25 protein-coding genes are annotated in these 26,388 nt (G+C 41.9%); 1 reads left to right on the top strand and 24 read right to left on the bottom strand.

Translation table 11 applies throughout. The features are described 5' to 3' along the window. Nucleotides 1-42 precede the first annotated feature (42 nt). The 24 genes from ACJV45_RS01055 to gatC form a co-directional block, all read right to left on the bottom strand. A complete protein-coding gene (locus ACJV45_RS01055) occupies nt 43-807 on the bottom strand; it encodes an aspartate kinase (protein WP_004116323.1) in 765 nt (254 codons plus the stop codon). A 202-nt stretch (nt 808-1,009) separates the two neighbouring features. Then, nucleotides 1,010-1,618 (bottom strand): recombination mediator RecR, encoded by a 609-nt coding sequence (gene recR, locus ACJV45_RS01050; RefSeq protein WP_004114171.1) that lies wholly within the window; start codon nt 1,616-1,618, stop codon nt 1,010-1,012. 6 nt (nt 1,619-1,624) lie between these two features. Continuing rightward, nucleotides 1,625-3,940, bottom strand: a complete 2,316-nt coding sequence (dnaX, locus tag ACJV45_RS01045) for a DNA polymerase III subunit gamma/tau (RefSeq protein WP_419397459.1) — start codon at nt 3,938-3,940, stop codon at nt 1,625-1,627. A gap of 154 nt (nt 3,941-4,094) precedes the next feature. Then, nucleotides 4,095-4,505, bottom strand: a complete 411-nt coding sequence (locus ACJV45_RS01040) for an Rv3654c family TadE-like protein (protein ID WP_419397458.1) — start codon at nt 4,503-4,505, stop codon at nt 4,095-4,097. Then, on the bottom strand, nt 4,502-4,906 hold the full coding sequence (locus ACJV45_RS01035; RefSeq protein WP_004573653.1) for a TadE/TadG family type IV pilus assembly protein: 405 nt from the start codon (nt 4,904-4,906) through the stop codon (nt 4,502-4,504). Before ACJV45_RS01035 ends, ACJV45_RS01040 begins: the two co-directional genes overlap by 4 nt. Nucleotides 4,907-5,064: 158 nt before the next feature. Continuing rightward, nucleotides 5,065-5,340: a DUF4244 domain-containing protein gene (locus tag ACJV45_RS01030; RefSeq protein WP_032836975.1), complete on the bottom strand. Its 276-nt coding sequence runs from the start codon at nt 5,338-5,340 to the stop codon at nt 5,065-5,067. A gap of 102 nt (nt 5,341-5,442) precedes the next feature. Continuing rightward, the gene (locus tag ACJV45_RS01025; protein ID WP_419397457.1) at nt 5,443-6,060 is read right to left on the bottom strand and encodes a type II secretion system F family protein; all 618 of its coding nucleotides are present in this window, start codon (nt 6,058-6,060) and stop codon (nt 5,443-5,445) included. 30 nt (nt 6,061-6,090) lie between these two features. Then, nucleotides 6,091-6,729: a type II secretion system F family protein gene (locus ACJV45_RS01020; RefSeq protein ID WP_419397456.1), complete on the bottom strand. Its 639-nt coding sequence runs from the start codon at nt 6,727-6,729 to the stop codon at nt 6,091-6,093. 28 nt (nt 6,730-6,757) lie between these two features. Beyond that, a complete protein-coding gene (locus ACJV45_RS01015) occupies nt 6,758-7,816 on the bottom strand; it encodes a CpaF family protein (RefSeq protein ID WP_032836967.1) in 1,059 nt (352 codons plus the stop codon). Beyond that, nucleotides 7,797-8,978, bottom strand: a complete 1,182-nt coding sequence (locus tag ACJV45_RS01010) for a CpaE/TadZ family protein (RefSeq protein WP_419397455.1) — start codon at nt 8,976-8,978, stop codon at nt 7,797-7,799. Before ACJV45_RS01010 ends, ACJV45_RS01015 begins: the two co-directional genes overlap by 20 nt. A gap of 130 nt (nt 8,979-9,108) precedes the next feature. After that, the gene (locus ACJV45_RS01005) at nt 9,109-10,467 is read right to left on the bottom strand and encodes a ClC family H(+)/Cl(-) exchange transporter (RefSeq protein ID WP_116436990.1); all 1,359 of its coding nucleotides are present in this window, start codon (nt 10,465-10,467) and stop codon (nt 9,109-9,111) included. Nucleotides 10,468-10,579: 112 nt separating this feature from the next. After that, nucleotides 10,580-10,999, bottom strand: a complete 420-nt coding sequence (locus ACJV45_RS01000) for a fluoride efflux transporter FluC (protein WP_020760131.1) — start codon at nt 10,997-10,999, stop codon at nt 10,580-10,582. Continuing rightward, nucleotides 10,996-11,553, bottom strand: coding sequence for a fluoride efflux transporter FluC (locus ACJV45_RS00995; RefSeq protein WP_419397454.1), 558 nt, complete (start codon nt 11,551-11,553; stop codon nt 10,996-10,998). The genes ACJV45_RS01000 and ACJV45_RS00995 overlap by 4 nt, the downstream gene beginning before the upstream one ends. A 37-nt stretch (nt 11,554-11,590) precedes the next feature. Further along, nucleotides 11,591-12,892 (bottom strand): adenylosuccinate synthase, encoded by a 1,302-nt coding sequence (locus tag ACJV45_RS00990; protein WP_415703389.1) that lies wholly within the window; start codon nt 12,890-12,892, stop codon nt 11,591-11,593. A gap of 106 nt (nt 12,893-12,998) precedes the next feature. Continuing rightward, complete coding sequence (gene fbaA, locus ACJV45_RS00985) at nt 12,999-14,051, bottom strand: class II fructose-bisphosphate aldolase (RefSeq protein WP_004574472.1); 1,053 nt, start codon at nt 14,049-14,051, stop codon at nt 12,999-13,001. A gap of 74 nt (nt 14,052-14,125) precedes the next feature. After that, nucleotides 14,126-14,485 carry a chorismate mutase gene (locus ACJV45_RS00980; protein WP_419397453.1) on the bottom strand — a complete coding sequence of 120 codons (360 nt, stop codon included), beginning with the start codon at nt 14,483-14,485 and terminating at the stop codon, nt 14,126-14,128. Nucleotides 14,486-14,492: 7 nt separating this feature from the next. Beyond that, complete coding sequence (locus ACJV45_RS00975; RefSeq protein ID WP_004114142.1) at nt 14,493-14,990, bottom strand: Lrp/AsnC family transcriptional regulator; 498 nt, start codon at nt 14,988-14,990, stop codon at nt 14,493-14,495. Nucleotides 14,991-15,424: 434 nt separating this feature from the next. Beyond that, complete coding sequence (gene rho / locus ACJV45_RS00970; RefSeq protein WP_019261707.1) at nt 15,425-17,419, bottom strand: transcription termination factor Rho; 1,995 nt, start codon at nt 17,417-17,419, stop codon at nt 15,425-15,427. Between the two features lie 179 nt (nt 17,420-17,598). Then, on the bottom strand, nt 17,599-19,218 hold the full coding sequence (locus ACJV45_RS00965; protein WP_004120384.1) for an NAD(P)/FAD-dependent oxidoreductase: 1,620 nt from the start codon (nt 19,216-19,218) through the stop codon (nt 17,599-17,601). Nucleotides 19,219-19,321: 103 nt separating this feature from the next. Next, on the bottom strand, nt 19,322-19,636 hold the full coding sequence (locus ACJV45_RS00960) for a DUF2469 domain-containing protein (protein ID WP_004105898.1): 315 nt from the start codon (nt 19,634-19,636) through the stop codon (nt 19,322-19,324). After that, nucleotides 19,633-20,556 carry a GNAT family N-acetyltransferase gene (locus ACJV45_RS00955; protein WP_116692374.1) on the bottom strand — a complete coding sequence of 308 codons (924 nt, stop codon included), beginning with the start codon at nt 20,554-20,556 and terminating at the stop codon, nt 19,633-19,635. Before ACJV45_RS00955 ends, ACJV45_RS00960 begins: the two co-directional genes overlap by 4 nt. A 221-nt stretch (nt 20,557-20,777) precedes the next feature. Continuing rightward, nucleotides 20,778-22,277, bottom strand: a complete 1,500-nt coding sequence (gatB, locus tag ACJV45_RS00950; protein ID WP_004120380.1) for an Asp-tRNA(Asn)/Glu-tRNA(Gln) amidotransferase subunit GatB — start codon at nt 22,275-22,277, stop codon at nt 20,778-20,780. Nucleotides 22,278-22,309: 32 nt separating this feature from the next. Next, nucleotides 22,310-23,851 carry an Asp-tRNA(Asn)/Glu-tRNA(Gln) amidotransferase subunit GatA gene (gene gatA, locus ACJV45_RS00945; RefSeq protein ID WP_419397452.1) on the bottom strand — a complete coding sequence of 514 codons (1,542 nt, stop codon included), beginning with the start codon at nt 23,849-23,851 and terminating at the stop codon, nt 22,310-22,312. A 3-nt stretch (nt 23,852-23,854) separates the two neighbouring features. Further along, nucleotides 23,855-24,151: an Asp-tRNA(Asn)/Glu-tRNA(Gln) amidotransferase subunit GatC gene (gatC, locus tag ACJV45_RS00940; RefSeq protein ID WP_004114131.1), complete on the bottom strand. Its 297-nt coding sequence runs from the start codon at nt 24,149-24,151 to the stop codon at nt 23,855-23,857. A 499-nt stretch (nt 24,152-24,650) separates the two neighbouring features. On the opposite strand from gatC, the gene vly reads away from it, so the two are divergent. Beyond that, nucleotides 24,651-26,201, top strand: coding sequence for a cholesterol-dependent cytolysin vaginolysin (gene vly, locus ACJV45_RS00935; protein ID WP_004120373.1), 1,551 nt, complete (start codon nt 24,651-24,653; stop codon nt 26,199-26,201). The last annotated feature ends 187 nt before the right edge of the window (nt 26,202-26,388 follow it).

Raw genomic sequence — 26,388 nt, 5'->3', positions numbered from 1 at the left:
CGTTCTGTCTGTTGTTATGCTTGTGTCTTCTTTAATAAATAATTAGCTTAAATTCGGCAAGCTCTTTGGATTTACTCCACTCGGCACAATTAAGGTTCCGTTTCTGTGCGAAAACGAGCTGCGAACATGAAGAGGCATACTGAATCTTTGTGCGTATTCAACGCATCTCAAAGCTAACACTCGAGATCCGCAAGATGACATCTCAAGCATTGAATCATAATCGATAACAGGAATTCGCTTTGCGGTTGGAACAATTCGAGGATCTGCCGTAAATACGCCATCAACATCTGTGTAAATCTCGCAAACATCTGCTCCAAGAGCAACAGCAAGCGCCACTGCCGAAGTGTCTGATCCGCCTCTACCAAGCGTTGTGTCGTCACCAATCTCGCTGATTCCTTGGAATCCTGCAACAATAGCAACACTGCCTTTTTTAAGCGCATGCTGAACACGATCTGGCTTAACAGCGCGAATATGAGCTGCTCCAAATTGCGCGTCTGTCATAAATCCAGCTTGAGAACCAGTAAAAGAGTATGCGTGCGAGCCTTGAGCATGAATAGCCATTGCTAGAAGACTCATGGAAATACGCTCTCCTGCAGTCATAAGCATATCCATCTCTCTAGCAGGAGGATGCGCATTTACACTCATTGCTTGGTCAATCAAGTCGTCTGTGGTATCTCCCATAGCGGAAACGACAACAGCAACATCGTTACCAGCAGCTTTTGTATCAAGAATCCTTTTGGCTACACGCTGAATTGCGTCCGTATCTTCTACGGACGATCCACCGTATTTCTGCACTATAAGAGCCACTGTAACCCCTTATGTTCAGCCGTCACTATTATCTAAAGCACGCTAATGCAATAAGAATTAATCCAAATAAGACTAATCTAAAATTAGACTACCAACTGTGCTCTATTTATTTTTAGTTTTAGAGATATTATGAGTGGCGTATATACAACAAGCGGTTGCTTGCGACTTATCAAACGCGTTTGCTTATGAATTCACAAATCTTCTATACTTCTTGTCTTCCTGCAAATGCGCGACCAAGAGTTATCTCGTCTGCATACTCTAAGTCTCCACCAACTGGCAATCCGCTTGCAAGTCGCGTAATACTTATGTCAAGCGGCTCAAGCAAACGTGCTAAATAAGTTACTGTAGCTTCTCCTTCAATATTTGGGTCAAGCGCTAAAATGACTTCTTTTACTTGCGCGTCTTTTAAGCGCTCAAGTAGTTGCGTTATTTTTAAGTCTGCAGGTCCAATGTTTGCCATTGGATTAATGGCACCGCCCAAAACGTGGTAAACGCCAGCATATTCGTGAGTTCTCTCAATGCTCATAATGTCTTTTGGCTCTTCTACAACGCATATTTTTGTGTGATCTCTTCGCGGATCTTGGCAAATAACACAAGGACTTTGCTCGCAAACATTTCCGCAAATTTCACAAAATCGCACATTCTCGCGCAAGTCACTGATTGCGTCAATTAAATCCTGCGTTTGTACATCAGATGATGAAAGTATGTAGAATGCAATTCGCTGCGCGCCTTTTGGTCCTATTCCTGGAAGCTTAGAGAACGCATCAATAACTCTGCCTATTGCACCGTCATACGATGACACGTTATGCACTTTTACTTACTCCTCTTGCTTTCGCTTATGCAATCCTGCATTTTTAGGATTTTTTGGATCACTTGCAGCGAATTCTTTTACAGATTTCACCTCAAACATCTTCTCTAAATCATCTATGCTCAAATTGGTTGCAGACTCTAACGATTCGTCCTGCATTGAACATTCGTCTTCTTGAGCGCCGTTTACACCATCAGAGATTCGTGCTTTTGACTCATTATCTACCTGTGATTCTGAATTTGCGCGCTGAAGATTTTGCTGGCTTATCTTCGACTTTTGACCCCATTGCTGCGCGTTAGATGCAGCGTTATTTGCGTTTTCTGAATCGTTTACTACTTCAGCATTAAAATCTGCATTCTGTAATGCAGCAATCGCATCTCCCATTGGAGCAGATCCCATACCTGCCCATGCGTCATCTTTCTCAATATCTAAATCTAAAGCACTTTCTGAAATTGCAGAACCAGATAAGTCGCTAGCCTCCGCACCAGCACTTGAATCGTCACTAGAGCCAGCATCATCGCTACTGGAATTAGAATTATTTGAATTTGAATCAGAACTTTTCTCGATTATTTTTCCGAATCCTTTTACGATTCCAGCCTTTCGCATAAGCAAGTCTCGCTTAACTTGTGCTAGTCGTTGCGGAGTCATTCTTGCAACAGACTCCACTTTTTCGCCGTTTGCAGCTACTAAATCTGGCGCTATTGCAACGTTTTTTCCAAATGCGTCTTTTACTTTGTTCATAATCACAACTGGCACTTTTTTACCATCGTAAGGTTCTGTTGTGCAAATCGCGAGCGCAAAAGCATGTTGGCTTATAGGCTGGTCAAAAGTTAATACAAGCCTTCTTTTTGCTGCATTTCCATCGTCTAATCTAACTTTTGGAACGCGATCTCTCTCTACGTATTCACGAACATCGTCTGGCAGATTTTTAACCAGATTATCCCAAGTTTCGTCCACGTCAAGCTCTTGTGTTGTCTGTTTTTCAACAGTTGCAGTTGACCAATTCGCTTGCGTGTTATTGTTGATTTCAGATTTATCATCAAGAATTACCGAAGGATTTTCAGCAATTTTTACTGGATTAACAGGATTAACAGGATTAACTGGATTTACAGCAGAATTTGAACCAATAAAATGCCTTGCAGAAGATGCGGGATGCGAGGAGGACTTTGAAAGAGATTGATTATTGGCTTTAGAAAATGGTTCCTGCGCAGTAGTACCAGATTGCATATCAGCAAGAAGTCTAGCCATAAGAATCTCAAGATTCATTCTAGGAGAAACCGCATTTGCCATTCCAGCAAAAGCATTATTGACGATTTCTGCCATTTTGGACAAGCTTCGCAAAGTTAGCTGACTTGATTGCCGCTGCAAATCTTGCATGTCTTCTGGCGATAAATCGCCTAACAAGTTTTTAGCACAATTTGGACCAGCAGAAACCAAAAGCAACAAATCACGCAATCGTCCGAGAAGATCTTCCACAAACTTACGAGTGTCAAATCCTCCGACTACCACTTTTTGTACAACTTCATATAATTTTGCACCGTCTTTTTCAATAAGAGCATCAATAACATCTGCAATAAGATTAGAAGGCGTAAAACCAAGCAAAGCAACTGCTGAATCTAACGAGATAACACCATTATCTGAACCAATCATAAGCTGATCTAAAACAGATAATGTGTCTCGCATGGATCCGCCGCCAGCGCGCATAGCAAGCCGCAAAACGCCCTTTTGCGCTTGAATACCTTCCTTTTTGCAAATGTCTTGCAAATACGGTCCCATTACTTCTGGAGGAACAAGTCTAAACGGATAATGGTGGGTTCTAGAACGTATAGTTCCAATCACCTTATCTGGTTCAGTAGTGGCAAAAATAAACATAACATGCTCAGGTGGCTCTTCCACAATCTTCAGCAAAGCATTGAATCCTTGCGGAGTTACCATGTGCGCTTCATCAAGAATAAAAATCTTATATCGATCGCGCGCTGGAGCGAAACCTGCACGTTCGCGTAATTCTCTAGCATCGTCAACACCATTGTGGCTTGCAGCATCTATTTCTACAACGTCTATTGAACCTGATCCGCCTGTTGCAAGATCTTTACAGCTTTGGCATTTTCCGCATGGTTTAGAAGTAGGACCTTCTTTGCAGTTAATACAACGAGCAAGAATACGCGCAGAGCTTGTTTTTCCACAACCGCGTGGACCCGAAAATAGGTAGGCGTGCGTTATTTTGCCTTGATCTAGCGCTCTCATAAGAGGAACGGTAACTTGATTCTGTCCTATCACTCCTTCAAACGTGTCTGGACGATACCTTCGATACAATGCAAGTGCCATAACTATAACCTACCGTCACCTGAATATTAGCTCAACTCTACTTGAGCAAAGTTTCTGTTCTATTCTAAACATTTAGACATTAACATGCTAATCGCCTATTAACATGCTACATTATGACCAATCGCACGAATATTTGATATTTTCCATACACTTATTAGTCACAATCTATTAAACCAGCTCTAGCCGTTACATTTATCTTATTAACCATAGGAAGTCGTAAAGGCACACTTAGACTGATTAATACATCATCATCTTTTTCAACACAAGATTCTATTTTCCCATTATTTGCCTTTGCTGTGCGCTCTGCAACTTGACATGCATCATCTTGCATATTTCTCATAGCAACTGCACCTGATATAGCCGATGCGTTTGCAAGAGCGTAAGCTCGGTGTTTTTGCACCAAAATTGACCCTAAAGTTGCACAAACAACAAGCATAGAGCAGATTGCTATTACCAATCCTATGCCTAACATAGTTCCAGAACCACAATCTGCTCTACGCAAATGTTTAAAACTGTAATATTGCGTATTTAAAATGCTTAATCGCTTACATAGTTTTTGACTCATATTAAAACCTGGCTAATGCGAGCTTCCACAGACAATGGCAATACTTTTAAAGGGTCTGGCACAACTGGGCAGCTTACAACAATATCTGCCATATTCCCAACATATTTGACTTTTACAGAACTATTAACTCCAGATACTTTAGATACTATATTTTGCGCATCTTTAGAATTGTGGTGCGAAGCAACATAGTATGCTACTTGACCTGCTGCATCATGGCAATTCATTGTATTTACTACTGATTTACCAACAAAAAATAACGTTAAAGCAAGTACCACAACTGCAGGAAGAATAATCGCAAATTCTGCGGTAACAGCCCCAGAATCTTTTGAATTATTTATCTTATGACAATTATTCTTAGTCGTTCTCTTATCTAAAATGTTCAAAAATACATGATTCTCCATTTTGTCTCGTTTCTTTTCGCATTAGTTAAAATCCCACAACAAATCACATAAACATCACGGTCAAAAAACTTTATAAATATTTCATATCACGTTTTTTAAAGTATGTTTTAAGTTTCACGCAATGTTTCACAGTTTTACAAATGATTATTTACTTAAAGCTAACTAACATGTAGAGCTTTTGTAACAAGATCACTGATAGCTGTACGAACAGCATCTGATTTGGCAATAGCAATAAGCGCTGTAGCAAAAGCCGTGGCAGCTATAAGAACAACAGCATATTCTGCCGTAACAGCCCCATCATCACACTGCTTTAAATCTTTGCTCAAACGATTCTGCACGCTATTACATGCTTGTTCAGCTTTAATTAATCCTTCATTCATTCGCATTGAACACATGCAATACCATGTTGACAATGCAGCAGTAATTGATCTCATAATCACTCACCGTTACCTTTCTTTTTGTTATTTTTATTGTTATTTTTCTTTTATTTATGTACCCAATATTGGGATACAAATTTTTTATTTTTTAGATTGCGATTAATACATAAATGCAGATACTGTCGGCAAAATTCCTACGAAAATAAACGCTGGCAGAAAACATAACCCAACAGGCAGAAGCAGACGAACAGAAAGCCTAGAGCTTTCTTTCCTTGCCACGTTTCGCATAGATTGCTCATAATTTTGTAAAATCGCTATGAGTACAGGAACTGGAGAACTTCCACAACTCCATGACTCTCTAAGTGACTTTCTAAGCCACATACTTAACACAAAAGATGCAGATGGATTTTTATCTTTTTTATCGAAGCACACATAAGGAGCACTCCAAGCTTCTATCCAAGTATCTCCAGAAAGTAGTGCTTTAGAAACATTCCTTAGCCAAATCCCTTTTCCTCCAGGAATAGATGATCCCACAGCGTCAAGTGCTCTAGTAATTGCGACTCCGCTTTTTAAAGCAACTATCATCATTTGCAAACCCAAAATTGGATCTATATCTTCAACTTTGTTACACCTAAAATCGTAATTGTTTCTCATAGAAATCGCAGGTTTACAAGCGCGCTCATAGCACGGATTAAGAATCATCTGTCTAGTAAAAAATTTGCATAACGTAACTATATAAGCTACTAAAATAATCCAAACGATAATTGCCTTAAACATTTTCCACGATCCTTAATAACCATTAACTCATTAATCGACATTAGAAACAGCACTCAGCATTGCTTTTTTAGATGACTTCATGATCCATGTAACCCATAAAAGACCGATTACATAAAACAATAAGCCAATACCTAAGAGTGCGTATCCTCTAGAACTTGTAAAAATCATCAATATTGGATTTACACCCAACAATTGTCCAGTAAGAAGAGCCAAAAATGGTAGAGCAGTTAGCAATCTAATAGTTGCTTTAGGCATTGCAAAAACTTCTGAGCTTAAATCATTAACCCTCTTATTGGAATGATAAGAGTCAGAAACAGCTTGAACGCAATCAGTCATAGAGCATCCTATAGAACTGCTCAATTCGTATACAGACATAAGCGATTGCGCAACCTTGCGCATGTCTTTTCTAACTTTACTTCTTTGGCGAGCGCTAAGATTTTTAATCCTATTAGAACAGCGAGAATCAATCCATTTAAACACCGATTCAATGTTTATAACTTGGAAATAGCTTTCGCTGTTATTGCTGTTGTAATTGTTATTGCCATTATCGGTCTCTTCAATAAGTCCATTGCGATTCTCATTATTGCTGTCTCCTCTTATAATCGATTCAAAAGAAGCACCAGAACGCAAAGAAGCCACAAGAGCAGCTAGTGATTCTTCAATACCCATTTTCAAAATCCTTTACTGTCTTTATCAATTACAGAAACAACCCTGTATCCAACGGTAAATGCCATTTAATGGCAAAATTTTTCCAAGCAGACGTTGCCTCTATCTGAGCAGAAAAATTACTATCCTTAGAATTAACGCAATTTTTCAATCTTAAAATTGGCACACCTTCTAACGCGCCAGAATCCGTAGAACGCAATACTCCAAGTTCTTTTACGATTCGCATACCATTTACTCTTTCTACATGTATAACAACATCAAAAGCATCAGCGGCAAGAGCACATAGTGCGGAAGGCTCCAGTCCTGCAAGAAGCCCTAAAGACATTAATCTGGCTGGCACCTTTTGGACTTTATCAGCATGCAAAGTTGTCATTCCACCTTTATGACCACATGTAAAAACGCGTAATAAATCAGCTATTTCTTGACCTCTGCACTCACCTAAAATAATTCTGTCTGGTCTCATCCTCAAAGTTGCCTTTACAAGATCTGACAAGCCAACGCTGCCTACTCCTTCAACGTTTGCTTCTCTTGTCGCTAAAGACACATGATCCTTAGATAATGAACCTAATTCTCTTGTTTCTTCAACAGTCACTATTCTGTCTTTTTCATCACAAGAAGCTAAAAGAGACTTCATTAACGTTGTTTTACCAGAGCCAGTGCTTCCCGTAATCAAAATATTCGCACGTTGAGTTACCAATAAATAAAGTATTCTAGATAATTCAATAGGAAACATTCCTCTACTACTTAACTCTGTTAAACAATAGCGTTTTAAAGCGGGAAAACGAATCGAAATAGCAGCACCACTTAAAACTATTGGAGCAATAAGAGCGTGTATTCGCACTCCTACTGGGCTAGAAGCATCTGCAATCGGGCATGAATCATCTAATCTTTTGCCTAATTGTGCACAAAGCCAAACTGCATATTCTCGCAAAATCATAGGATTATCAAATGGAATTCTTGGATTGTACTCTTGCAACCCAAAACCTTTATCTACCCAAACGTGACCTGTGTCTGTAACAACAATATCTGTTGTTTGAGGATCATCTGCAAGCTCTTGCAGAATGCCAAAATCAATATCTTCTAAAACCATGCTTACCCCTTGATATTTTTGAGAATCTTTCAGATTCATATGATTGTGAATTTGATTGTTTATATTGTTGTTCAGATTGTTTTCCAGATATTTTCAAAGAGGAATTAGAGGAGTCTCCAAGCAACCATGTTGTTATTTTTTCTATTGGAATTTTGGCGGATTTTGGAATATCTCTTATACCGTAACCAGATATTATGTCTTCGTACATTTTAGGATCGTGACCAATTGGGCCTTCTACATCGCAAAGCAAATAATCACAAGCTTCATTAACATTTACAGGGCAAAACCTTTTAGAAAGACCACGCGGATTTAATCCTGCGACAATAGAAGTTTGTTTTCTAGAGTAATCTTTATGGTCAGATTCTAGGCTTCGCCAATATGCACGCAATCTGGCAAGACCAAGAACACTAAGCTCTGCAGCAAATATGGTTGGAACTTGCGCCAAAGTTGGAAGATTCTTTAAAAGCCTTCTTGCTGAAAAACCAGATCCAATATCAACAATTACTACATCACAAGCGTTGGAAAGACCTCTAATAGCAGCTTCAATAACCCATGGCTTAGGCTCTTCACCTTTCCAAGGAGCGTAAGCCAAAATATCAACGTTATTCCAGTGCAGAAGTTCACAACGCAGTACATATCCGTCTAATCGTCCTAAAGGAGCTTGAACCTCTTGCAATCTTCTACCCTCGTCCTGCTCCAATCCCAACAAAACATCTAATCCGCCGTTAGAAATATCTGCGTCGATTAGTGCAACAACATATTTTTTACTAGATATATGACTTGCCAGAAGAGCAAGAGTAGTGCTTAAACCAACTCCATCATTTGCCGATGAACCGATTACAACATTTTTTGGAAAAGGCTTTAGCGAATAGTTCAAGCTACCAATATTTTCTTGAACACTATGATTATCTAATGCATCAAAATCGCTATGAACTGAAGTAGAAGATACACCAGTCGCGTAATCTACATGATTTGCGTAATCTGCATTATCCACATGATTCGCATGATTCAAAGATGCGATAACAGTCGAATCTTCCAACTTATTACTATCAGATGTACTTTTGCGCATACTTTTTATCGCACTCGCCTGAGGCGGGTACGTTTCTATAATGCGCGGAACGCAAGAAGGAGCATCGTAATTATCAATAGTCATATTGTCCATGTGGCTATTGAATCGCATACTAAACCATTAGGCAATACTATTTAAACAATGTGGTTAAAGGATCAATAAACGTTGCAATTCCGCCAAAAAGTTATCCACATTGCTGTTTTTGTTGGCTGTTTTTGGTGTACTAACGTACGAGTTTTGGATTGGAAGCCATATATCTTTCAAGAAGTTCGCCATAGATTGGTTTAGTGCGCAAAATATCGGATACAAGAAGCGCAATAAAAGCAGACGCAGCAACTGGAAGAGTGTGAATCATTGTTCCTGACATTTCTACAGTGAGCAAAATCGAAGTTAGAGGAGCTTTTACAGAAGCCGAAAGCGTGCCAGCCATAACGCACACTGTAAAAATAGGCATTAGCTTTGCGTCAATGCCAAGAAATGGAACGCTTATTATTGCGCGAGAAGCAACGCCGCCTGCAAGAGCGCCAACAGCAAGAATTGGCATAAAAATTCCGCCAGGCGCGCCACATCCAAAGCTCGTAGAAGTAAATAGCATTTTTGCAATAAACAGAAGGCACAAAAGCGCTATGCTTACTTTGCCATATTCAGATAGCTTAACAAGATTAGAGCCTCCACCTAGAACATCCGGCAAATACAAGCCAACAGGGATTGCGATTAAACATGCTACAGATACAGGAGCCCATTTTGGCAAATACTTATACAATGTTTGCAATCCAAGTAAGGATCTGTTCATTAGAGAGCCAATAAGTCCTGCAAAAATGCCAAGTGGAATCAACCAAAAATGAAGCGCCATTGGCAAGTCTGGAATTCTTCCAAAGTCTAAAACAGGTCGAAGCCCAAAGCATGTTTGAGACACAAAATCAGCGCAAATAGATGCAGCAGCAGCTCCCATAAGAACCGTAGAAGACAATCCGTGTTGAACTTCTTCCATAGCAAACATAAGTCCAGAAAGTGGAGCGCTAAATGCTGCGGATAAGCCAGCTGCAGCTCCAGCAGTTACAACATAATGCTCTTGAGTATCGTTCTTATCGCCTTTTCTAAAAATACGAGACATCATTTGAGCGCCGCAAGCTCCGATTTGAATCGAAGGACCCTCTCTACCAAGAGACAAGCCAAATAACGACCCCAACAATCCACCTACAAATCGAACAGGCAAAATAGTATTCCAACACATTTTTAGCCCGCGCTGAACATATCCAACAACTTGTGGAATGCCGCTTCCAGACGCCATACTTTCTTTGCGACTCATCCAGCCAATAAAAAGCCCAGCAGCAATTGCAAAAACCACGCAAGGCACAATCCAAAGCATGTTTTGCAATATTTGCGCATACATCCATCGCGCAAAATCAGTTCCATACTCAATTCCAAGTCTATAAGTTGCTACAAGCGCGCCAGAGACAAGACCAACAACTACTCCAGCAAGAACCATCTTCCATCTAAGATGCTTAAGCGTTTTAAGAACGCGATCAGAAAAGTCGCGCAAAAAATCGCGTATAAAACCGCCTACGTTCTTTAAAGTCACAATAAACCTATTCTTAAATCAAATCGCAAACAAATACATCAAGCATTTTAACATTTTTAATAACACAATAAATATAAATTAATAAAATACGTCAATTAATAAAATTCAAAACTTAAGACTTTAGAAGCATAAATATTACAAATGACGGTCCAGCGTATGCAATAAATGCGCACAAGAATGGCACTATTAGTTCGCTAATAAAAAGCCATAGTCCAAGCTTGATTTTCTTTAGCTTAAACAGGCTTACGACTTCTAAGATTGCTGTTGAAAACGTTGAAAATCCGCCTAAAAATCCCAATGCGCACGTGTAAATAATAGTCGAAGCAAAAGTTAAATCGTATATAATCGAAGAACTTAAAAATACAACTAAGCCCATTATAAAAGACGCAAAAGCGTTGATTAGCAAAGTCGCGATTGGAAAATCATGGTTATAAACGCGCCCGATTGCGTCAGATATTGCACAACGAAGAACAGCACCAAGTCCAGCGAAAACAACAGGCAGCCAAAAAAGAACATATGCGTAAGACATCATTTTGCACCGCCCCTGTTAGCGTCTATTTTATTGATGATGTTTGCATCACCAGCATTTTTTACGCTGCCATTGCCTTTAAAAGCAAAAATTTTATCTCCAATTAGACTCCCAACAAGCACTGCTAAAACGCCAAGAACCATAGACAACGCCATAATGGCAATTACTTCTACAATGTTCATTGCAGTAAATGCGGAATGCGCGCCCTCAAAAGCAAAAGTAGACATTGTTGAAAGTCCACCGCAAAATCCCGTGCAAAAACCGTATTTTATTAAGTCTTTGTTCTTGCTGCGCAATCTTTGTGCAACAAGCGAACTCACTAAAGCAAGAATAAAACATGCCAAGATGTTAGACAAAAGAGTTGCAAAAGTAAAGCGGCTAAAAAGCATAGAATATCCCGAGTCCCAATGCATGCCGTACGTAAAACCACCTATTTCACTACGCACAAAAGCGCCAAGCAATCCACCAATAAACACAACAAAATATGTTTTTGCACCAAGTGATTTATGCTTGCGCGCGTTATGTGAATTAGGGAGATTACTGCTTGGAATACTCATAGTTTTTAGCCGCCTTAAATCGCTATTTAAATAGCCACTAGTCAATCAGCGAATGAACGCCAATAATGTGGTCGCGCTGAGGACCAGTACCAATTGCCGAAATACGGCACTTGGAAAGTTCTTCTAAGCGCTTTACGTAGCTTTGAGTATTTGCTGGCAATTCTTCAAACTTGTGAATTTGAGAAATATCCTCACTCCAACCTGGAAGCATCTCGTAAACTGGCTTAGCGCTAGCAAACAGAGACTGATCTACTGGCATTTCGTTCACTCTCTCAACGCTTCCGTCAGCCAAAGTTACATCGTAAGCTACGCAAACTGGAATTTCTTTTAAGCCAGTCAAAACATCTAACTTGGTAAGAACAATATCAGTTAAGCCATTTACGCGAGTAGCATAGCGACTTACAACGGAATCAAACCATCCGCATCTGCGAGGGCGGCCAGTAGTTACACCATATTCGTGACCCTGCTCGCGCAGCCAATCGCCACTTTCATCCAAAAGTTCCGTAGGGAATGGACCTTCACCAACACGAGTGATATAGGCTTTAGCAACTCCAATTACTCGCGTAATACGAGTTGGACCAACGCCAGTTCCCGTGCAAGCGCCTCCTGCAGTAGGATTTGAGGATGTTACAAATGGGTAAGTTCCATGATCGACATCCAGCATAGTTGCCTGACCGCCTTCAAAAAGCACGGTTTTGCCATTTTCCATAGCCTGATTCAGTATAAGCGAAGTATCTGCAACATAAGGCTTCAAACGCTTTCCAAGCTCCACAAGCTGTGCTGTAACATCATCAATATCTATTGGATGCTGGTTGTAAAGTTTAACTAACATTTGATTCTTTTGATGCAAGCTAGCTTCAACCTTATCCCTCAAATGTTCTGCATTAAACAAGTCATGAACACGAATACCAACGCGATTAATCTTATCTGCATAAGTCGGGCCAATTCCGCGACCTGTTGTACCAATCTTGTGCTTGCCTAGGAACCTCTCCGTAACCTTGTCAATTACGCGATGATAAGGCGTAATCACATGCGCAGACTCACTCACTTTCAAACGAGAGCAATCAACACCTCTAGACTCGAGTGCGTCAATCTCCTCAAACAGAACCTCTGGGTCTACAACAACACCATTACCAATAACAGGAGTTACATTAGGGCTGATTATACCGCTAGGAAGCAAATGCAAAGCGTAAGACTCGTTTCCAACCACAACAGTATGTCCAGCGTTATTACCGCCATTAAATCTTGCGACAATATCTACCTTAGAACCAATTAAATCAGTCGCTTTGCCTTTACCTTCGTCACCCCATTGAGCGCCAATAAGCACAATTCCAGGCATGCAACACCTCCATTTTTTGGGCTAACGCTGCCCAAACAAGCACAATTTCTACTTGTCCAGACTAGCGCGACGCCAATACCGAATTTAAATTTGCGACTTGATGAACTTATAAGGCTTTACCAGCAGAGCCAAGCTGCACACAGGCTTCAACAACACGCTGAGCCATTGCTTTTTCTGCCTCTTTGCCCCAAGATCGTGGATCATAAAGCTTCTTTGCTCCCACTTCTCCATCGATTTTCAGAACAGAATCATAGTTTCGGAACATGTGATCTGCTATTGCTCGAGTAAACGCATATTGCGTGTCTGTATCAATGTTCATTTTCACTACACCATAGCTTACAGCTTGCGCAATTTCTTCGGGAGTAGATCCAGAACCTCCATGGAACACAAGCAAGAATGGTTTTGTTGGCACACCAAACTTGCGATTACATAAATCAAGCTTGTACTTGTTGTATACAGCGCTTTGAATGTTGTCTAGCAACTGTGGTCGCAGTTTAACAACACCAGGCTTGTACGAACCATGCACATTACCGAACGTAAAAGCAGCCATATATCTTCCGCGCTCCGCCAAACCTAATCGCTCAACTACTCGCATAGCGTCCTGCGGCGTTGAGTATAGTTTTTCATCAATGTCTGCTCTATGACCGTCTTCTTCGCCTCCCACAGCCCCAATTTCAATCTCTAACACCGTATGAGCCTTCGCCGACGCCTCAAGCAATTCTTCCGCAACGTCTAAATTGTGTTCAAGCTTAACTGTGGATCCATCCCACATATGCGATTGAAATATCGGCTCTTTGCCGTGCGCAACTTGATCTGCCTCATAAGCTAAAAGTGGCTTAATCCAATCATCTAAATAGCTTTCTGCACAATGATCCGTATGTAAGGCAACGGTAATATTTGGATATTGCGCTGCTACTTGATGCGCGAATTGAGCAAACGCTAGCGAACCGACAACGCGATTATTTACGCACTGTCCCGAAAAATACGCGGAGCCACCAACGGATACTTGAATAATTCCGTCGCTTTGCGCTTCTGCAAATCCTTGAAGTGCAGCGTTTAAGGTCTGCGTGCTAGTAACATTAATTGCAGGATATGCGTATCCGCCTTTGCTTGCAGAATCAAGCATTTGCGCGTAACGTTCAACAGTTGCGATAGTCATATTTTTATTATGACTCTAAGCGCGCATATTTTTTAGATTTTATTAGATTTAACTATACTTGTGTCTATTTTTGACTATTTCTGGCTATTTTTGATTTCTTGATGGCGCTTTTTTGCGGCAGCTACAACAAAATGTAAATATTCGAGCGCAATTTCTTCTTTTAATCCAGATTTTTCAGCAATTTTTTTAAGTCGATCTGCTTGGCGATTTTCTCTAGATTTATCTTCCGCAGCAAGATTTGCGCGCGCTTTTATTTCTCCGACTTTTTCTGTGACTTTAAAGCGCTCTGCTAGAAGTGAAACAACTGCATTGTCAATATTGTCGATCGATTGACGCAACGCAAAAATCTCGTTCATTGAATCGTTGCGATCATTGCAACTAGGTTCAATCGAATGATTGCGCGCGTCAACCGATTCTTTAGGAAATTCACACATATTACTTCTAGTCGAAATAAGTCTGCAAAACCATAGTTGTTTCTGTGCTAACTGGCACAATTCTGTGAATTGTGTTAATTAGCTCTTCTAGCTTGCTAGGAGTTGCAACGCGAACTACGAGCATAAAACTTGGGCTTCCAGTAATCGAATAGCAGGCTTCAATACCTTCAATATCTTTCAACTTGGCTGGAACAGATGCTTCTTGCTCAAAGTCAAGAGGTGTTACAGCAACAAATGCGCTTACTGGCAAGCCTCTGCGCTCATAGTCAATCAATGCACGGTAACCAGTGATAATTCCTCTTCGCTCAAGCTTTTGTACTCTAGATTGCACGGCAGAAACCGATAATCCAGATGCTTTAGCCAGTCTGGTTAATGTTGCACGACCATCGTGTTCAAGAATATCTACGATAATCGCATCTGTAGAATCTATAGGAGCAACTGTGCTCACATTGGCGTTCAAGCCAGAAGGAATATTATTTTCAATCTTATGAGAGTTTCCTGTCATACGACCTCCATCCTCATATAGCGCATCTTTCTGAATACTTTCGTGGATTTCAGATTGCGCTACCCTGCAGTCTATTCAATCGTATCGTATTTTTTAACGAAAAAGAACAAAATTATATAAAAAATCACGGTTTTTCACATTAAATATCAAATGTTTATGAGAATAAACTTTTGACAATTAATTATAATTATTTAATTTTTATTATTTGCATACGCATTATCAATAGTAAAAATTACCAAGAATAGTGTATTTTATAGGAAATTAATTATATATAAACGTATATTTTTTTTGTTTTAAAACACAAAATAAGTTTGTAATAAAAACAGTATTAAAAAATAAACAATAAAAATTACCCCTCGATTGATCAAACCAAGGGGTAATTTAAAGTGTATTTTTTAAAGTTATATTTATAAAATTACACGAGCATAACCTACTTAAGCAGCGGTTGCTGGCGACCCGCCATTTGTAGAATTATTCGCTTGCTGCACAATCGCCGCGAGAAAATCGCGATTTGACGCAGTTTTCTTTAAGCGTGGCACCAAAGTCTGATAAGCCTGCTCTGGCTCAAGACCGCCAAATAGTCGCCTCAAGCGATAAATAATAGGCAATTCTTGAGCAGGAGTAATCAACTCTTCGCGGCGCGTGCCAGAAGAATTAATATCCACGGCTGGGAACAAACGCTTATCTGCCAAATCACGACTCAAGCGAAGCTCCATGTTTCCAGTGCCCTTAAACTCTTCGAAAATAACTTCATCCATCTTTGAACCAGTTTCCACCAAAGCGGAAGAAATAATAGTCAAAGAACCGCCATTTTCAATGTTTCGCGCGGCACCAAAGAACTTCTTAGGTGGGTAAAGCGCCTGAGCATCTACACCACCCGAAAGAATACGACCAGATGCAGGAGCAGCAATATTGTATGCGCGAGCAAGACGAGTCATAGAATCAAGAAGAACAACAACGTCTTGACCAAGCTCTACAAGTCTCTTAGCACGCTCAATCGCAAGCTCCGCAACAGTAGTGTGGTCTGATGCTGGACGGTCAAATGTAGAAGAAATAACCTCACCCTGAACAGTGCGCTCCATGTCGGTAACTTCTTCTGGACGCTCGTCTACAAGAACAACCATCAAATGCACTTCTGGATTATTAACAGCAATCGCGTTAGCAATATTTTGCAAAGTGATTGTTTTACCAGCCTTAGGAGGCGAAACAATCAAACCACGCTGACCCTTACCAATAGGAGCCACAAGGTCAATGATTCTGCCAAGCATACGATTTGGCGTAGTCTCCTGCTTTAAGCGCTCTTGCGGATACAAAGGCGTGAGCTTAGCGAATTGCGGACGATTCTGAGCATCTTCTACGCTCATGCCATTAATGCTGTCAACGCTTTGCAAAGGAACAAACTTTTGGCGCTGATTCCTACGATCACCTTCACGAGGAGCACGAATAGAGCCTTGAACCGCGTCTCCCTTGCGCAAACCATACTTTTTGATTTGGCTCATAGAAACGTAAACATCATTTGGACCAGGCAAATATCCAGAAGTGCGCACAAACGCATAAGATTCAAGCACATCTACAATACCAGCAACTGGAACAAGCTCTTCTTTTGGTTCCTCTCTACGAGAAACTGATTCACGAGACTCGTGGTCTTCACGAATATCATTGCGATCAGAACGATCATTCCTCGTAGGACGATCTTCACGCTCTAAATGATCAGAGCGATCCGAGCGGGAATCGTAATCATCCCTATCGCGTCCACGACCACGCATGCGGCGTTGATATCTATCATTCCTATCTGAATGCGTATCATAATCGTCATCGCCATTAGAACGCGAAGCTCCGCGTTGCCTGCGAGATTCAGAATCACGATTTGCGTTAGAATCAGAAGACTTTTCACTTGGCAAAGTAGCAAGAATCTGATCTAAATCATCTTCCGCATCATTTGCATCATCCGAATCATTTCCGCGATAATTATCTTTAAAATCAGACTGACGACGACGCTGAGATTGATTATCACGCGTAAACTCACGACGACGCCTAGACTTACCGCTTCTATTTGAATCTTCGGATTCATCAGATTCAGAAGATTCAACAGAATCAGGCAAGCCGAGATTTTCTAACAAATCCTCATCGGCAGACTTGCGAGCAGACTCACCACTATCGTCACCAAAATTGCGACGCGACCTAAAAGATGAAGATGAATCGTATTTAGAATCATCCCCATCATTAAGCGACGAACGACTATCCCTAACAATGCTTTTAGGAACATGTACGCTAACTCCTGCTGGCGCATCCCCACCATTTCGCGCAGCGGTAAGCGTAGCAATCAAATCTGGCTTGCGCATTGTAGACGTACCGCGCAGACCCATTTGCTTCGCAAGATCCTTAAGCTCAGAAAGCTTCATATCATCAAGATTTTGGCTTGTTGCCACAGTTATACCTTTCCCTGACCCCAAGAAACAAACTACTTGGAGCTTTACATGGAAGATTTCGGAAAAATCCGTTGTGAATACAACGATAAGCACATAACAATGTGACTTAATCGCTGATAAATGTATGCTACTACACTCATGCGACTCACAACAACACGGCGTGGCAAAAAGAAAAAGCGTTACTTCTTTTCGTGATATGACTTTTCTGTATTAACAGACCAAACATTATCTTTAGACTGTTTTCCACTGTTAATATTAGACACTGCTTCAATAGCAGTAGCCATAGAATGATCCTGATTATTGTAACGATGCTGACCATTTCTACCAACACAATACAAATTACCAAAACCATCCAAATACTTAACAAGCTCAGGCATCTGAGCATAAGTATCGAAGTAAGCCGGATAAGCCTTTGGAACACGCTCACGATGAGCATCCAAAACATCATCTTCGCCATCAATAACCTGCATGCGAGTAAGCTCATCAATCGCAGATTTACGAGCCTCTTCGTCGCTCATATTCCAGAAATCATCGCCCTCATTGCAGAAGTATTCAAGACCAATCCACACAGTGTTGTCAACATCCTTAACAAGATATGGGCTCCAGTTGTTAAAGATTTGCAAACGACCAACTTTGTATCCTGGATCCTGCACATAAATCCAGCAGTCAGGCACAATAGGAGGATTACCTAACGTTGGAATATCAGTCGTATTACGCAAACGCATACGCTTAACAAGAAGTCCCACGGTTACAAAATCACGGTAAGGCAAGCCTTTAGCAACTCGTTGTAATTCGGATGGAACCTGCACGGACTCATTTCCTTCAGCGCCATGCTCAATAGCTGCAACCAAATCTTTTATTGGCATAGAAGAAATAAACTGATCCGCATGAAGCTCTTGCTGCAAACCATCTTGATTTTCAACGACAACACTAGAAATTTTACCGTCGCACTGTTTAATCGCCACAACTTTTGCATCTGTTAAAACAGTAGCGCCATTTTCGCGGCAACGGCGTTCAACAGTCTCCCAAAGCTGACCAGGGCCAAGCTTAGGGTACCAGAATTCTTCAATCAGCGAAGTTTCAACTTCCTTCTGATCCGCCTTACTCTTAGGCATAAGTTTTGAAACAGCGTTCTTCAAAACTTCAACAATGCTCAAACCCTTAACTCGCTGAGCACCCCAATCTGCAGAAATCTGACTTGGATGCCTACCCCAAAGCTTCTCGGTATAGCCCTCGAAGAACATTGAATAAAGCTTCTTACCGAAACGGTTAATATAAAAGTTCTCAAGATTAGTTTCTGGCAACTTGTGAATCATAGACCAAAGGTAGCTAAAACCAACCTTCATAGTAAGAACAAAGCCCATAGAGCGCAAAGTAGACGCAGAAAGAGAGATAGGGTAGTCGAAGAAATGATGATTCCAGAAGATTCTAGAAACGCGATGACGCTTAAGCATAACCTCATCTTCGACTTCAGGATCCGGACCGCCATCCTCTAAATCATGATGTCTGCCCAGTTTTTTGTCGTCGTAAGAAGGAGCGCCTTGGAGCGGCAGCATATCTCGCCACCATTGCATAATGCGATCATCTTTAGAGAAGAATCGGTGACCACCAATATCCATACGGTTTCCGTTGTATTTTACAGTGCGAGAAATTCCGCCAAACTCTTTAGATGCCTCAAGAACAGTTACATCGTAACGATTACTTCCACCATCTTTTACAAGCTCCCACGCAGCCGTCAACCCTGCCGGACCGCCACCAATAATCACTACAGATTGTTTCTGGGATTGTGTATCAGTCAATTTTCCTCCATACCTAAAAGACGCTTTATAAAGTCAAAATCGCAAAATTGCAAGCACGTATCTATATTAAAATCTAAACATAAGCTTTACTAGCATACTCTTATCATGCGATAGATTCTGGAATATCGATATCTGTTTTCTGCACTTCTTCCACATTTACGTCTTTAAACGTAACAATACGAACGTTTTTCACAAACCGCGAAGGGCGATACACGTCCCACACCCAAGCGTCTGTTAACTGCACGTCAAAATACACATCTTGACCTGCAGAACGCACGTTAAAATCCACCTTGTTTGCCAAATAGAATCGTCGCTCAGTTTCTACAACGTACGTAAAAAGCTTAATAACGTCACGATACTCCTTGTACAACGCAAGCTCGGCGTCAGTTTCGTAATTGTCGAGATCTTCAGCGCTCATCGCTTCCCTTCCGCATTATTGCCATTAGTGTTACGCTTACGACCGCGTCCTATAATACGCCACCATGCACGTTTAGAAGAATCTTCTTTGACTGTAGCCGCATTATACGGCCATGATTCGTCGGAATTATCTTTGCTAACAGGTATTGCAATTGAATGCTCATGTGCACTTAACGCTTCACAAACACCAGGATTATCTTCAATAACGTGCAGACCAAAAGCGTCTAGAGAACGAATGGCATCATACTCATCCCCGAGAGTGTCCATAACAACAAAATCTTGATATTTTTGATTTTGCGAATCCCACAAAGCATCTCTAGCTGTTCCAGTTTTTACAAAGCCAAGAGACTGATAAACAGAAAGAGAACGCGTATTCGCTGCTGGAACACCAACCCAAATCCTATGCAATGCTAAACCAACTGTGTCTGGAGCAAAACCATACGTCATAACTCTAGGCATTGCATCTCTGGAATACCCGCGTCCCCTATAGTCGCGTCCTAGAATCACCTGAATTCTAGCGGATTTAGACCAACCATCAATGTCAATCAAGAAAATCATTCCAATAATATCGCCATTGGTATTTTTAGCGTCATCAATAAAATCTGGCACAATCGACCATGCGATTGTCGGGCGCGATTGCGCATCTCCAATAGCTCCAGCATAATCAGACATACTTTTATCATTATTGCCCAAAGACCACTGCACAGAACGCTCAACCCACGCATGAACCATAGCACGTTCAGATTGTGAATCCTTGCCAGTTATAACAGCCGCACCATCAAAAGCATGTAATGAATCCATCCTCGCTAAATCTTCGATGGTTGCTTGCCTAAGACGAGCCATCTCGCCACGTATTGACGGAATTACAATACTTTCTGGTAGCTCTCGAGAGTTTGTAGAGTCAGCATTGACTTCCTGCATATTCACCTGTTTCCTGTACCTAATTGACCTTGCGTTACAAAAAGTTCTACAAAAAGCATAAGCAAAATACAAATGCGTAAGCAACTACAATATAAGATTACACTTTTTGCACTCTACACAATGCTATAAAACACAAGGTTAAAACGCAAAGCATAAAATGCAAAAAGTGCATCTATAAACTATTCTTTTCTAGCTAAATTTTAATCTAACTAAAATTTAAATCAGCCTTTAATCTTTGCCATCACAATCTTAGTAACAGCCTTAGCATCAGCCTGACCTTTAGTCGCACGCATAACAGCGCCAATAATTGCACCCATCGGCTTCATATTTCCAGCCTTAAGCTTTTCTGCAACTTCAGGATCAGCAGCAAGAGCAGCGTCAACAGCAGCTTCCAAAGCGCCGTCGTCGTTCATAACCTTGAATCCATGCTTCTTAACAACTTCATCAGGCTTACCCTCGCCAGCCAAAACGCATGCAACAGTTTGCTTAGCGAGCTTATCGTTAAGATTGCCGTCTGCAATTAGCTTTTCAACTTGCGCCACATCTTGCGGAGTAATAGGCAATTCTTCCAAAGTCACGCCACGAGTGTTTGCTTCGCGAGCAAGCTCACCAAGCCACCACTTCTTAGCACCTGCCGCACTTGCGCCAGCCTTAACGGTTTCTTCAACCAAATCAAGAGCATCCGCGTTCAAAATATCACGCATTTCAAGATCGCTAATACCCCATTCGCTTTGCAAACGGTTACGGCGCTCGCGAGGCATTTCCGGCATTTCTGCCTTCATGCGCTCAATATGCTCTTTAGTGATGTGAAGCATAACCAAATCAGGATCTGGGAAGTAGCGATAATCGTCAGCGTCGGACTTTACGCGGCCGCCAGCAGTAGTCTGAGTTGCCTCATCCCAGTGACGAGTTTCCTGCAAAATCTCGCCGCCTTCGCTCAAAATAGCAGCCTGACGACGAATCTCATATTGGAGCGTCTTTTCAATACCGCGGAATGTGTTCACATTCTTAGTCTCGGAACGCGTACCAAATGGATCGGTTGGCTTTCTGCGGAGCGAAACGTTCACGTCAGCACGCATATTGCCCTGCTCCATACGAGCATGGGAAATGTTAAGCGCGCGAACAATATCGCGAATAGCGCGCATGTATGCGCCAGCAATTTCTGGAGCGCGGCTGCCAGCACCTTCGATCGGCTTAGTTACAATCTCGATTAAAGGCACGCCTGCGCGATTGTAATCAACCAAAGAATGATTTGCGCCTTCAATACGACCGTCAGCGCCGCCAACGTGAGTATTCTTACCAGCATCATCCTCAATGTGAGCACGCTCAATCGGAACGCGGAATACAGTGCCATCTTCAAGCTCAACATCCAAGTAGCCATTGCCATTAGTAGGCTTATCGTACTGGGAAATCTGATAATCGCGAGGCATATCTGGATAGAAGTAGTTCTTACGAGCGAACTGGCTCCACTCAGCAATCTCGCAATGCAACGCCAAACCGAGCTTAATAGCGTAATCAACTGCAGTCTTGTTTACAACTGGCAAAGAGCCTGGCAAACCAAGGCTTACAGGAGTTAGCTGAGTATTTGGCTCGCCACCAAAAGATACTTCTGCTGGGCAGAACAGCTTTGTGCGCGTGCTCAACTCAACGTGAGTTTCCAAGCCGAAAACTGGGTCAAACTGCTCCACAGCATCGGCATATTTCATAAGTTTTTCAGCCATGAGAATCCTTCTTATTTAAGCTTTATTTCACTTTACTTAGCCAATGAATCGAGCCAGCCAGCTTTAAGCGACTTCCAGATTGGGCCGCTCCACTTTTCTTCGAGCGCTGCTTCCAACGCTGCTGCAGGCTTGTACATCTTTTCATCATGGCATTGCGGAGCAATAATCTGAATACCAACAGGCAAACCATCGTCACTTAAGCCAGCTGGGAGGCTCAAAGCTGGAACGCCAGCCATGTTTGCAGGAATCGTAGCAATATCGTTCATGTACATAGAAAGTGGATCGTTCATCTTCTCGCCAAACTTAAATGCCGTTGTAGGGCTTGTTGGGGAAACAAGAACATCTACCTTATTAAACGCTTCTTCAAAATCGCGAATAATAAGCGTACGAACCTTTTGTGCAGAACCATACCACGCATCGTAGTAGCCAGCGGAAAGTGCGTAAGTGCCGAGAATAATACGACGCTTTACTTCGTCACCAAAGCCAGCTTCGCGAGTTGCGGCCATCATGTTTGCTGCAGTTTGAGGCTTGTCTGCTGGTGGCATTACGCGCAAACCGTAGCGCATGCCGTCGTAGCGAGCCAAATTAGAGCTAACTTCAGAAGGCATAATAATGTAGTAAGCAGCCAAAGAATAAGGGAAATGAGGGCAGGAAACTTCTGTTACTTCTGCGCCCATATCCTTAAGCAATTGCACAGCTTCATTAAAGCGTGCTTCAACGCCTGGCTGGAATCCGTCGCCACTAAGCTCCTTAACTAAACCAACCTTCAAGCCCTTCAAATCGCGGCGAGCGCCCTCGCGCGCAGCCTGAGCCATTGGAGGAACAGGAGCTGGAATAGAAGTAGAATCGCGCCTATCGTTGCCGCCAATAATTTCCTGCAAAAGCGCAGAGTCAAGAACGGTACGAGAAACAGGTCCAATCTGATCCAAGGAGCTTGCCATAGCGATTGCACCAAAACGGCTAACACCGCCATAAGTTGGCTTTGCGCCGACTGTACCAGTTAAAGCGCCTGGCTGACGAATGGAGCCGCCAGTATCTGTACCCAAAGCAATAGGAGCCTCGAATGCAGCAACTGCAGCTGCAGAACCGCCGCCAGAACCACCAGGAACGCGCTCAGTATCCCAAGGATTGCAAGTAGTTTGATAGGCAGAATGCTCGGTAGATGAACCTTGAGCAAACTCATCTAGATTAGTCTTGCCAAGAATTGGCATGCCAGCTGCCTTGAGCTTTTCAATAACAGTAGCATCGTAAGGTGGAACCCAGCCTTCGAGAATCTTAGAAGCTGCAGTAGTTGGAATGCCCTTAGTAACAATCATGTCTTTAATGGCAATTGGAACGCCTGCGAGTTCAGGCAATCCTTCAGTCTCACCCTTAGCGTTCTTAGCATCAAAAGCATCTGCCTGCTCAAGAGCAATATCTGCAGAAACGTGCAAGAATGCTTTAATTTCTGGTTCGACTGCTTCGATTACTGCCAAGTGAGCTTCAACAAGCTCGCGGCTAGAAACTTCTTTAGCTTTTACAGCCTTTGCCATATCGGCAGCAGAAAGCTTTACTAAATCTTGAGTATTAGTCATGTTTTATTCCTCCCCCAAAATTCGAGGCGCTACAAACATGCCAGACTCACTTCTAGGAGCACCAGAAAGAGCTTCTTCTTGAGTCAATGGCGTAGCAGGCTCGTCTGGTCGCAAATACGCTTCAAGAGGTACTGGATTTGCAGTAGGTGGCACATCTTCGCCAGCAACTTCCTGCACTTTATTAATAGATTCTGCAATGACGTTTAATTCGCCTTGCAAGCGACTGATTTCTTCGTCGCTTAAAGCAATCTGGGATAGAACGCCCAGATGCTCAATTTCTTCGCGTGTGAATGTAGGCATAACCTCAACTATATGTGTGATGCGTGACCTTCTTATAGAAGAAAAAAGCAATATTGATAAAAGATTTACACACGTTACTGTAGAAATATTTTCCCAATTTTAGAACATGATTGTCGATCCATATTTTCTAGGGAAAATTATGTGTAATATTAAAAAAATTTTATTAGTGAGACAATAAGCGAAATAACAATTATTATCACATACAGTTTTCATAAAATTAACGAGTATAAAATATGTGAAAACGAGGGTCTATGCATGTCAACACGCCATGAAATGGAAATAATTCAATAAAAGAATGTTGGCATTCCAACCTTCTTCATACGTTTATTTGCAGAATAAAAAAATTTGTTTTATTTCACTATCCCAGAAATAAAAAAGCATGTAATAATTAAATGCTATGAGATATTAAGCTAATGCAGCGAAGCATTCCATGCATAGAAGCAAATAAGTTACGGTATCTCATAAAAAATAACATAAAATATAAAATTGAAGGACACATATGAATAACACAAAGTTCTACCGTAATGCAGCAATGTTGTTGCTTGCAGGCGCAACTATTATTCCACAATGCTTAGCAGCACCAGCAATGGCCGCTCCTGCAGCTAAGGATTCTGAGCCAACCGCATCTTGCGCAGCCAAGAAGGATTCTCTGAATAATTATTTGTGGGATTTGCAATACGATAAAACAAACATTCTCGCCCGTCATGGCGAAACCATTGACAACAAGTTCTCCAGCGACAGCTTCGACAAAGGCGGCGAATTCGTCGTCGTCGAGCACCAAAAGAAGAACATCACCAATACAACTTCAAATTTGTCGGTTACTTCCGCCAATAATGACCGCGTATACCCAGGTGCGCTGTTCCGCGCTGACCAGAATTTGATGGACAATATGCCAAGCCTGATTTCCGCGAACCGCGCTCCAATCACATTGAGCGTTGATTTGCCAGGCTTCCACGGCGGTGAAAGTGCTGTAACTGTTCAGCGCCCAACTAAGAGCTCTGTAACTTCCGCAGTGAATAGCTTAGTTTCTAAGTGGAATGCACAGTATGCTGCAAGCCATCATGTGGCAGCTCGCATGCAGTACGATTCTGCAAGCGCACAAAGCATGAACCAGCTTAAGGCTAAGTTCGGTGCTGATTTCGCCAAGATTGGCGTACCACTGAAGATTGATTTCGATGCTGTGCACAAGGGCGAAAAGCAAACGCAGATTGTAAACTTCAAGCAAACTTACTACACCGTAAGTGTTGATGCACCAGACAGCCCAGCTGACTTCTTCGCACCATGCACTACACCAGAAAACTTGAAGAACCGCGGAGTAGACAGCAAGCGTCCACCAGTATATGTGTCCAATGTGGCCTACGGCCGTTCAATGTACGTAAAGTTCGACACCCGCAGCAAGAGCACCGATTTCCAGGCTGCTGTTGAAGCTGCAATCAAGGGTGTTGAAATCAAGCCAAACACCGAGTTCCATCGCATTTTGCAGAACACTTCTGTAACTGCTGTGATTCTCGGCGGCAGCGCTAACGGTGCAGCCAAGGTTGTTACCGGCAACATCGATACGTTGAAGGCTTTGATTCAGGAAGGCGCCAACTTAAGCACCTCCAGCCCAGCAGTTCCAATTGCTTACACCACTTCCTTCGTCAAGGATAACGAAGTAGCAACTTTGCAAACCAATAGCGATTACGTTGAAACCAAGGTTTCTTCTTACCGCAACGGCTACTTGACTTTGGATCACCGTGGAGCTTACGTAGCTCGTTACTACATCTACTGGGATGAGTATGGCACCGAAATTGACGGCACCCCTTACGTGCGTTCTCGCGCTTGGGAAGGCAACGGCAAGTATCGCACCGCTCACTTCAACACAACTATTCAGTTCAAGGGCAATGTGCGCAATCTCCGCATCAAGCTTGTTGAGAAGACCGGCTTGGCTTGGGAACCATGGCGTACAGTGTATGACCGTTCCGATTTGCCACTGGTTCGCCAGCGCACAATCAAGAACTGGGGTACAACCTTGTGGCCACGAGTTGCTGAGACTGTGAAGAACGACTGATACTTATCACAATTTCAAAAAATAACTTAATAAAGATAATTTAATAAATAATAAATTAAATATAAGTGAATACAAAAAGGGCTTTATCTTGTAGTCAAATCTTATGAGTCTACAGAGTAAAGCCCTTATTGTTTTTGCAAAATTATTTGCAGAATATTATTTGCAAAATATTTTAATATTTTAGATA

This window comes from Gardnerella lacydonensis (assembly GCF_048545055.1).
Classification (GTDB): Bacteria; Actinomycetota; Actinomycetes; order Actinomycetales; family Bifidobacteriaceae; genus Bifidobacterium; species Bifidobacterium vaginale_C.
Note: the sequence above shows the minus strand (reverse complement) of the source record. Positions and strands in the feature narration are given on the sequence as shown.

Coding starts and splice junctions, on each gene's coding strand:
- dnaX (WP_419397459.1), bottom strand. CDS start 3,940: ATGGCACTTGCATTGTATCGAAGGTATCGTCCAGACACGTTTGAAGGA.
- ACJV45_RS01040 (WP_419397458.1), bottom strand. CDS start 4,505: ATGAGTCAAAAACTATGTAAGCGATTAAGCATTTTAAATACGCAATAT.
- ACJV45_RS01035 (WP_004573653.1), bottom strand. CDS start 4,906: ATGGAGAATCATGTATTTTTGAACATTTTAGATAAGAGAACGACTAAG.
- ACJV45_RS01030 (WP_032836975.1), bottom strand. CDS start 5,340: ATGAGATCAATTACTGCTGCATTGTCAACATGGTATTGCATGTGTTCA.
- ACJV45_RS01025 (WP_419397457.1), bottom strand. CDS start 6,060: ATGTTTAAGGCAATTATCGTTTGGATTATTTTAGTAGCTTATATAGTT.
- ACJV45_RS01020 (WP_419397456.1), bottom strand. CDS start 6,729: ATGGGTATTGAAGAATCACTAGCTGCTCTTGTGGCTTCTTTGCGTTCT.
- ACJV45_RS01015 (WP_032836967.1), bottom strand. CDS start 7,816: ATGGTTTTAGAAGATATTGATTTTGGCATTCTGCAAGAGCTTGCAGAT.
- ACJV45_RS01010 (WP_419397455.1), bottom strand. CDS start 8,978: ATGGACAATATGACTATTGATAATTACGATGCTCCTTCTTGCGTTCCG.
- ACJV45_RS01000 (WP_020760131.1), bottom strand. CDS start 10,999: ATGATGTCTTACGCATATGTTCTTTTTTGGCTGCCTGTTGTTTTCGCT.
- ACJV45_RS00995 (WP_419397454.1), bottom strand. CDS start 11,553: ATGAGTATTCCAAGCAGTAATCTCCCTAATTCACATAACGCGCGCAAG.
- ACJV45_RS00990 (WP_415703389.1), bottom strand. CDS start 12,892: ATGCCTGGAATTGTGCTTATTGGCGCTCAATGGGGTGACGAAGGTAAA.
- fbaA (WP_004574472.1), bottom strand. CDS start 14,051: ATGACTATCGCAACTGTTGAACGTTACGCGCAAATGCTTGATTCTGCA.
- ACJV45_RS00980 (WP_419397453.1), bottom strand. CDS start 14,485: ATGTGTGAATTTCCTAAAGAATCGGTTGACGCGCGCAATCATTCGATT.
- ACJV45_RS00975 (WP_004114142.1), bottom strand. CDS start 14,990: ATGACAGGAAACTCTCATAAGATTGAAAATAATATTCCTTCTGGCTTG.
- ACJV45_RS00960 (WP_004105898.1), bottom strand. CDS start 19,636: ATGAGCGCTGAAGATCTCGACAATTACGAAACTGACGCCGAGCTTGCG.
- ACJV45_RS00955 (WP_116692374.1), bottom strand. CDS start 20,556: ATGCAGGAAGTCAATGCTGACTCTACAAACTCTCGAGAGCTACCAGAA.
- gatB (WP_004120380.1), bottom strand. CDS start 22,277: ATGGCTGAAAAACTTATGAAATATGCCGATGCTGTGGAGCAGTTTGAC.
- gatA (WP_419397452.1), bottom strand. CDS start 23,851: ATGACTAATACTCAAGATTTAGTAAAGCTTTCTGCTGCCGATATGGCA.
- gatC (WP_004114131.1), bottom strand. CDS start 24,151: ATGCCTACATTCACACGCGAAGAAATTGAGCATCTGGGCGTTCTATCC.
- vly (WP_004120373.1), top strand. CDS start 24,651: ATGAATAACACAAAGTTCTACCGTAATGCAGCAATGTTGTTGCTTGCA.